Consider the following 7,824-nt stretch of genomic DNA (forward strand, 5'->3'; position numbering starts at 1 on the left):
GCTCACGACCGATCGGGGGCCGAGGCCGGCGACCCAGATCGGGAGTTCGGGTCGCGGCGACTGCCCGAGCCGGAGGCCGCGCGCGGCGTGTGATGTCGACGCCCGCTCGCCGTTCAGTAACGCTCGGACCTCCGCGATCGTCGTACGGAGCTTGGTGCCGGGCGCCCGGAAGGCCACGCCGTGAAGGCCCTCGGCAAGTGCCGCCGTGCTCGCTCCGAGCCCGAGGACGAAACGACCGCCGGACACGTCGTCGAGCGTCGCGGCTGTCATGGCGATGGTCGCCGGGCTGCGGTTCCAGACCGAGAGGATCCCGGCGACCAGCGTGATCCGTTCGGTCCGCAGCGCGATCTCGGCGAGCACCACCGATGCGTCGAGCGCCCATCCCTCCGGGATGATCACCGCTTCGTAGCCCAGGTGCTCTGCATGGACTGCGGCCTCGACGAGCACCTCTCGGCGGGTCTCGAGTGGCGTGAAGACGATCGCCCGGCGCGACGACGTGTCGATGTTGCGCCAGCTCATGACGCCAGCGCCGATTCGGACGCGATCGCGATCCACGTCGCCTCGGCGATCGCGACGTTGCGGCCCGCGGAGTCGACGATCGCAGCTTCGGTCGTGATCTTGCGGCCGGACCGGCCGCTGCACCTGCTGAGGATCTGGTACTGCTCACGGCCGGCGAGCGGGCGAGCGATGTCGACGGCCAGTTCGCCGGTCACCACCATCGAACCCGTCGGCAGGATCGTCAGGGCGGGGCCGCCCGACGGGCAGTCGAGTGCCGCCCAGACCATCCAGGTCGGAACCGGACCGTCCACGTCCGGCGCCCAGAACGTGGCGTGGGTCGACGACCCGGGAACCGGTCCCGGTGCGAGACCCAACCCGTCGCGCCGGGCGGGGCCGCACCCGAAACACGTCGGAAACGGATGGTCGCCCTCGAAACGGTCGAGCCATCGCGATTCGGCGACCGCGACCGCCATCGGGATATGGGGTTTGAACGGTTCCACGTCGAGGGGAGCCGTCGGGCTGACGGTCGCGACGTGTCGGCTGCCGGCGAACACCTCGATCGATTCGAGCGGGCGTTCGAGCGTCGTCAGCGGTTCGTCGAGCGGGGGTGGGGAGTGGAATCGGACTCTCGCACGGCGGCTGTCGAGTAGCTCGGCCATGCGTCCGGCGGCGACTCCACCGTGAGCGGAGTGTGGCGGCCCGTTGTGGGTGGTCGGGATCGTGATCATCGTGGTCTCCTTCGGTCGTGGTCGTGAATCAGCGGGGCTTGCGGGCGACCACGAACTGGTGGTCGTTGCGGAAGCGGTAGATGCCGCGCTGATCCCGGGTGTTGGCCAGCGCGTCGAGGATCAGCGGCCGGAGGACCCGGGCGCCGACGTGTTCGAGTGCGGGCACGGCAGGTCCGACGCTCGAGATCGCACGCCAGGCGGTGTCTGCGTCGGGCCACTCGATCGTCGAGACGCGCCCGCCCCGTTCGATCACGTCGAATCCCGCCCCTTCGAGCATCTGCTCGGCGACGCCGGGTCGAGCGACGTTGTTGGTGCGGCGCATCCCGTCGACGTGCGACTCGGGCGCGTGGTGTGCGAACACTCGGAAGACCGATCGCAGATCGAGTTCGCCGTGGCCCCAGAAGCTGATCCCGATGCGGCCGCCCGGTCGAAGGACGCGATAGGCCTCCGCCAGAGCGGCGTCGCATCCACCCCAGACACCGTTGATCGACGTCACGGCGTCGAAGGTTCCGTCCTCCCACGGCAGGTCGAACATCGTGCCCACGACGAGGGAGGATTCAGGTGAGCGGTCACGGGCGATCTGGACGAGATCGCCCGCTGCATCGATGCCGGCGGTGCGCGCCCCCATCCCCTCGGCGATCCGAATCGCCAGCCCGGATCCGCATGCGATGTCGAGCATCGAGATGCCGTTCTCGACCCCGACCCGCTGAAAGATCGCGTGGATCACGTCGATCGCATAGTGCTCGTACAGGCAGGCCCAGTCGCCGGCCCGTCGTCCCCATGCGTCTCCGGCCTCCTCCCATTCGTGGCCGGACGGCAGTGCCGCGGTGGGGGTGGTGGTGGTTGTCGTGTCGATGTCGTTCATGACATCGATCGTGACGATCGGCGGCTCCGAGGTCTTGGAGGTGAGCTGGAGATCCCCTCCAGAACTTCTCCACGTCACCTCCAAGCATCGACAGACGAGCTCCGTCACGGTGGAACCCGACAAACACACCAACCCCGATCAACGGGAACCAACAAGGAGAAATGACATGACCATCACCGAGAACAACATCATCGACAACGGCGTGAACGTGGAGGCTCTGCTCGGAGCCCGCGAGATGCTGAGCGGCGCTCCCGAAGCGGCGCAGTTCACGTTCGCAGCGTCGAACCGCTGGGTGAACGGCACCCACAGCCGCAGCACCGTGAACGGCTTCGTCGGACTCGGCGACGACCAGGCCCACCGTGTCCCCTACAGCGTCGACACCGATCATCCGGAGATCTTCGCCTCGGAGGACAACGGCCCGACCCCGCCCGAGATGGTCCTGATGGGCCTCGCCGGTTGCCTGACGGCCGGTGTCGCATCGGTCGCACAGAACCGTGGCATCCAGCTCCATTCGGTCACCTCCACGGTCGAGGGTGACCTCGACGTCGCCGGCATCCTGGGGATCGACCCCGAGGTGCGCAACGGCTTCGGCGGCATCCGCGTTCGTTTCGAGATCGACGCCGATGCAACCCGTGACGAGATCGAGGCCGTCGTCGCTCAGTCGCAGAAGCGTTCCGCTGTCTTCGACATCGTGGCCAACCCGACCGCAGTCGTCGTCGACGTCGCTTGATCGACACCTCGAGCCCGGAGTGAGTCCCATGAATCCCACACGCACCACCGAGGTCGTCGTGATCGGCGGCGGCCAAGCGGGCCTGGCGATGAGCCAGTGCCTCACCAGCCGATCCATCGATCACGTCGTCCTCGAGCGTGGCGAGACCGCCAACTCATGGCGGACCGAGCGATGGGACTCACTCCGGCTGCTCACGCCCAACTGGCTGGCCCGGCTGCCGGGCTGGTCGTACCAGGGCGACGACCCCGACGGGTACATGTCGGCGGCCGACGTCGTCGCCTACCTCGACGCATATCGCCGGTCGATCGACGCACCGATCATCACCGGAGTCGAGGTCAGCCGTATCGCCAGCTCGAACGATGGCCACGTCGTCGACACCACCCACGGCCCGTGGTCCGCTCGTGCGGTCGTCATGGCGACCGGCGCCTGCAGCAACCCCCACGTCCCGGCGATCGCCGCCGACATGCCCGAGCACATCGAACACATCACGCCGATCCGCTACCGCAACCCGGAGCAACTCCGCGAGAGCGGTGTCCTCGTGGTCGGCGCCTCGGCGTCCGGGCTCCAGATCGCCGATGAACTCAGCCGGTCGGGCCGCGACGTCACGCTCGCGGTCGGTGATCACGTCCGATTGCCGCGGACATACCGAGGGATGGACATCCACTGGTGGATGGACGCCATCGGCCAACTCGACGAGCGCTTCGACGAGGTCGACGACATCGATCGGGCGCGACGGCTCCCGTCACTCCAACTGGTCGGATCCCCGGAGCGACGCAACCTCGATCTCACGACGGTGGCCGCCAACGGCGTCGCGCTGACCGGTCGACTGGTCGGTCGCAACGGCGATCGTGCCCAGTTCTCCGGCTCGTTCGCCAACATGGCGAAGTCCGCCGACCTGAAACAACAGCGGCTGCTCGATCGACTGGACGACTACGCGACCGAGCACGGACTCGACGCCGAACTGGACGAGCCGACCCGTCCGGCCCACACGGCGATGCCGGCCCCGATGCTCGACCTGGACCTGCGCGGCATCGACACCATCGTCTGGGCGACCGGATTCCGACCTCACTACCCCTGGCTGGAACCGAACCTGCTCGACCAAAAAGGCCGGCTGGTCCACGACGGCGGTGTCCTCACGGTTCCGGGGATGTACGTCCTCGGCCTGCCCTTCATGCGTCGCCGCAAGTCGAGCTTCCTCGACGGTGCCGGCCCCGACGCGAACGACCTCGCAGAACACCTCGCGTCGTACCTCGCACGCGACATCGCTCGCAGTCACCACTGATCAACCAACAACCAACAACAACATCAAGGAGAATGCAATGCCCATCACCGAAACCCCTACCGTCGCCGACGAGACCAATGGAGTGCCGACCGCCAAGCTGTTCGGCACGATCGCCAAGATGAGGGAGAACCCTGATCTCGCGGCGTTCCGATTCTCCGCCAGGAACGAGTGGGTCGAGGGAACGGCGAGTTCGTCGACGATTCACGACTGGTACGGCGCCGGCGCCGATCACCTGCACGTCGACGAATTCCGATTCAGCGCTGACCATCCCACACTCGGACACGGTCACGGCCCGACGCCTCAGGAGTACGTTCTCCATGCCCTCGCGGCGTGCATCACGGCCGGAGTCGCCACCGGCGCGGCCGCCCGTGGCATCCCGCTCACCAAGGTGTCGTCGACGGTGAGCGCCGACATCGACGTCCGCGGCGTGCTCGGCATCGATGCCGACGTTCGAAAGGGTTTCAGCGAGGTGCGTGTCGACTTCGACGTGGTCGCCGATGCTGCGCCCGACGTGATCGATGCGCTGATCGCGTCGGCGACCAAGTACTCGGCCGTGTTCGACATGTTGACCGCTCCGACGGTCGTGCATGTTCGCAACGGCTCCTCGTGAGCGACCGATCGCCGACGCAGGTGCCTACGCCGGGTCGAGCCCCGTCTGGCGGTAGAACGTCAGCGAGTCCCAGCAGTCGAGGCGCCGGGTGACGAGGCCGTCACGGACGCTGATCCACATCACGCCGGGGATGTCGATGCGCGTGCCCTCGACGTCGGCGCCGAACCGGTACCGGACGACGACCTCGCTCCCGTCCCGGCTGTCGCCCACCAGTTCTCCGACAGCGGTCTCGATCACCTCGTAGCGACGGTTCGGGAAGGTGGCGAAGAAGCCGGGCAGGCGTCGCGCGTACTCGTCACGCCCGACGCAGCCCGACCCGAGTTCGGCATGGTGTTCGTTGCGGAAGTCGTCGCTGACGAGCGCGGCGACCTCGGCCGGGTCGGTGCCGCCGAGCGCGGCGACATAGTCGAGCGCGACCGACCGGTCACCGTCCCGGTTGCTCATCGGCTCGTCAGCCCCACTTCTCGCGGACGGTCTCGTACACGCCCTGGTCGAAGGAGAACTCGACGAGGTTGCCGTCGGGGTCGTTCAACATGCAGATGTAGCCGATCGGGTCGGGCATCATGCGTGCCGGCATTGCCAGGCATCCCTCGGCCTCGGCGCGTGCCGCGGTGGCGTCGACGTCGGCCTTCGTCGGCAGTTCGATGCCGATGTGGTTGAACGGCGAGAGCTTGGCCAGCGGTGCTGGCGCGAACGGGTCGTGTCCCTCGAAGAACTGAGCCAGGACGAGGACGAAGGGAAACTCCTTCTGGTCGGAGTGTCCGAGCCAGGCACCGTATCCGTCGGGGTCCTCGCGCTTGTCGAGCAGTTCGAGGTCGGTGTAGCGCAGGTAGAACGCGATGGTCTCGTCGATGTCCTTCACCCGCAGTGCGAGGTGCGTCCAGCGCGACGTCGTCGGGCGCAGCTCGTGCGTGGCAGCGTCACTCATTGGTCCAGCCCTCCGGGATCTGCGGGTCGTCGCCGCCTTTGCCCCACAGGATGAAGGTGTTTCCCCACGGGTCCTTGAAGGCGGAGTTGAAGCCGTTGAACTCGGCCCAGTAGTGGTCGCGCCACAGCACTTCGCCGCCGCGCTTGTCGGCCTCGCCGAGGATGCGATCCATCGAGTCGTCCTCGCTCACCATGATCCACACCCGCGTGGAGCGGCCGTCGGTGGCGAGGTGTCGCGGCTCGACGCCGGCGGGGTCGGGGTGGGGGCGGGCGTTGGCCGCGTTGTGGATGCCCATGTGCAGGTTGCCGGTCGGGCCCTGGGAGCCGTCGTCGACCTGGAAGTTCTGGCCGGGCACGATGCGGTGGAACACGCCGGCGGGGCGCGGTTCGACTTCCCAGCCGAAGACAGCGTCGTAGAACTCGGCCGAAGCCTCCGGGTCGCTCGACGGGAAGTCGACGAAGATGAGTGTGTTCGGATACGTCATGAAGCGTCAATCTAGCAAAGGTCTGATGGTCAGACCAACGGAAGATCATTCGTCGGGTCAAAGGTCAGACCATCAGTCGTTCGGACATCGTCTCCGATTTCAGCACCCCTGGGGACTAGATTGGCGCCGAGCGGTCCGTTGAGTGGCCACGGAGAGAGGCGATCGATGACGAACACTGCTGCCGCGACCGACGAAGGTGTCGGATTTGCGCCGGTGACGCGCAGCACCTTGAGTTCGCAGATTCGCGATCAGCTGCTCGACCGGATCACGTCCGGTGCGTTGGAGCCCGGAGCGCGGGTGCCGTCGGAGCGATCGCTGTCCGAGCAGTTCGGTGTGGCGCGTACCTCGGTTCGCGAGGCGATGCAGGGCCTGCTCTCGCTCGGTGTCGTCGTCCGTCGTGGAAATCGCTCCTATGTCGCCGAGCAGTTGCCCGATGTGTCGTTCGACGAGGTCGACGACCGCAAACAGTTCGTGGAGCAGCTCTTCGAGACGCGCCGCCTCCTCGAGATCCCGATGATCGAGCTCGCCGCGCAGCGGGGAACGCCCGCGCAGCGCGCCGAGATCTCCGAGATCGCCGATCGGTTCACCGACGAGATGACACTCCCGGCGTTCCGCGAGCTCGACCGTGAGTTCCACACCGCTCTGTCGACCGCCTGTGGCAACCCATTGCTCGTCGAGCTGTACGGCAAGGTGATGGCGCGTCTGTTCCGCTCGGAGGGTCTCGATTCGCTGCTGTCCGACGATGCGAACCGCAACGAGGTCGGGCGCATCGTCAGCGAGTCGGCGGCGCAGCATGCGCGCCTCGCGTCAGCGGTCGCCGCGGGTGATGTCGAGGGGGCGGCGCGCGAGGGCGTGGCGCACCTGCGCGCGGTCGAGCGCAGTCTCATCGACCGTCTCGTCTAGTTCCGTCTCGCTACCGTCGCACCCATGAGCGAATTCGATGTGGTGGTCGTCGGCAGTCTGAATCTCGACCTCGTCGTGCGCTCGTCGCGGCATCCGTTGCCGGGCGAGACGCTGACCGGAGGCGACTACGCGGAGATCGCCGGTGGGAAGGGTCTGAACCAGGCGGTGTGCGCCGCGCGGTCGGGTGCTCGCGTCGCGATGATCGGCGCGGTGGGCGACGACCATGCCGGGGAGTACCTGCGCGACATCGTGCGAGGTGAGGGCATCGACGACACGTTGATCGCGACGCGGGCGGGCGTCGCGACCGGTCGGGCCCTCATCACGGTCGACGAGGCGGGGGAGAACTCGATCATCATCGTCCCGGGAGCGAATGCGACCGTGGCGATCGACCACCTCCCCGACAGCCGCGTCGTACTCACGCAACTCGAGACGACGATCGACACGGTGCTCGACGCATTCGGGAGCGCCCGCGCGCGAGGTGCCACGACGGTCCTCAACCCGGCTCCTGCGGCCGAACTGCCCGATGAGCTGTTCGATCTGTGCGACGTGCTGGTCCCGAACGAGCACGAGGTCGAGTTGCTCGGTGGTCGTCGAGCGCTCGTGGAGCGCGTGGGGCGACTCGTCGTGACGCTCGGAGCAGCGGGAGCCGAACTGGTCGGCGTCGACGGCACGACTCCGGTGCCACCGTGTCGTGTCGACCCGGTCGACACGACCGGTGCGGGTGACGCGTTCTGTGGATCGCTCGCCGCGCGACTGGCCGCGGGTGACGATTCGGCCGATGCGCTGCGGTATGCGG

Annotated in this window: 11 protein-coding genes; 5 read left to right on the forward strand and 6 right to left on the reverse strand. The window is 67.5% G+C overall.

Features of this window, described 5'->3' with window-relative positions; genetic code table 11:
- The 3 genes from WBV89_RS03810 to WBV89_RS03820 all read right to left on the reverse strand — a co-directional run.
- On the reverse strand, nucleotides 1-519 hold a 519-nt coding region (locus tag WBV89_RS03810), incomplete at its 3' end, for an LLM class flavin-dependent oxidoreductase (protein ID WP_423980015.1).
- Entirely contained in the window at nucleotides 516-1,226 is a 711-nt protein-coding gene (locus WBV89_RS03815) for a hypothetical protein (protein WP_423980016.1), read from the reverse strand. The genes WBV89_RS03810 and WBV89_RS03815, both read right to left, overlap by 4 nt.
- Nucleotides 1,227-1,254: 28 nt before the next feature.
- Nucleotides 1,255-2,091: a class I SAM-dependent methyltransferase gene (locus WBV89_RS03820; RefSeq protein ID WP_423980017.1), complete on the reverse strand. Its 837-nt coding sequence runs from the start codon at nucleotides 2,089-2,091 to the stop codon at nucleotides 1,255-1,257.
- A gap of 166 nt (nucleotides 2,092-2,257) precedes the next feature.
- Here WBV89_RS03820 and WBV89_RS03825 point away from each other — a divergent pair, with 166 nt between their 5' ends.
- Genes WBV89_RS03825 through WBV89_RS03835 form a run of 3 tightly spaced genes read left to right on the forward strand, consistent with a single transcriptional unit; the run spans nucleotide 2,258 to nucleotide 4,713 of the window.
- Entirely contained in the window at nucleotides 2,258-2,821 is a 564-nt protein-coding gene (locus WBV89_RS03825) for an OsmC family protein (protein ID WP_423980018.1), read from the forward strand.
- Between the two features lie 28 nt (nucleotides 2,822-2,849).
- A complete protein-coding gene (locus WBV89_RS03830; RefSeq protein ID WP_423980019.1) occupies nucleotides 2,850-4,103 on the forward strand; it encodes an NAD(P)-binding domain-containing protein in 1,254 nt (417 codons plus the stop codon).
- Nucleotides 4,104-4,140: 37 nt separating this feature from the next.
- Nucleotides 4,141-4,713 (forward strand): OsmC family protein, encoded by a 573-nt coding sequence (locus tag WBV89_RS03835; protein ID WP_423980020.1) that lies wholly within the window; start codon nucleotides 4,141-4,143, stop codon nucleotides 4,711-4,713.
- Nucleotides 4,714-4,737: 24 nt separating this feature from the next.
- Here the strand turns inward: WBV89_RS03835 and WBV89_RS03840 are convergent, their stop codons facing one another.
- From WBV89_RS03840 to WBV89_RS03850, 3 genes are read right to left on the reverse strand one after another with little or no spacing between them, the layout of a single operon-like run.
- A complete protein-coding gene (locus WBV89_RS03840; RefSeq protein WP_423980021.1) occupies nucleotides 4,738-5,157 on the reverse strand; it encodes a nuclear transport factor 2 family protein in 420 nt (139 codons plus the stop codon).
- A gap of 7 nt (nucleotides 5,158-5,164) precedes the next feature.
- Complete coding sequence (locus WBV89_RS03845) at nucleotides 5,165-5,641, reverse strand: VOC family protein (protein ID WP_423980022.1); 477 nt, start codon at nucleotides 5,639-5,641, stop codon at nucleotides 5,165-5,167.
- On the reverse strand, nucleotides 5,634-6,125 hold the full coding sequence (locus WBV89_RS03850; RefSeq protein WP_423980023.1) for a VOC family protein: 492 nt from the start codon (nucleotides 6,123-6,125) through the stop codon (nucleotides 5,634-5,636). The genes WBV89_RS03845 and WBV89_RS03850 overlap by 8 nt, the downstream gene beginning before the upstream one ends.
- 165 nt (nucleotides 6,126-6,290) lie before the next feature.
- On the opposite strand from WBV89_RS03850, the gene WBV89_RS03855 reads away from it, so the two are divergent.
- Both WBV89_RS03855 and WBV89_RS03860 read left to right on the forward strand, forming a co-directional pair.
- On the forward strand, nucleotides 6,291-7,028 hold the full coding sequence (locus WBV89_RS03855) for a FadR/GntR family transcriptional regulator (protein WP_423980024.1): 738 nt from the start codon (nucleotides 6,291-6,293) through the stop codon (nucleotides 7,026-7,028).
- Nucleotides 7,029-7,052: 24 nt separating this feature from the next.
- Nucleotides 7,053-7,824 (forward strand): ribokinase (locus WBV89_RS03860; RefSeq protein ID WP_423980025.1); only part of this gene is annotated, 772 nt, incomplete at its 3' end.

The organism is Ilumatobacter sp., assembly GCF_049588435.1.
Taxonomy (GTDB): Bacteria; Actinomycetota; Acidimicrobiia; order Acidimicrobiales; family Ilumatobacteraceae; genus Ilumatobacter_A.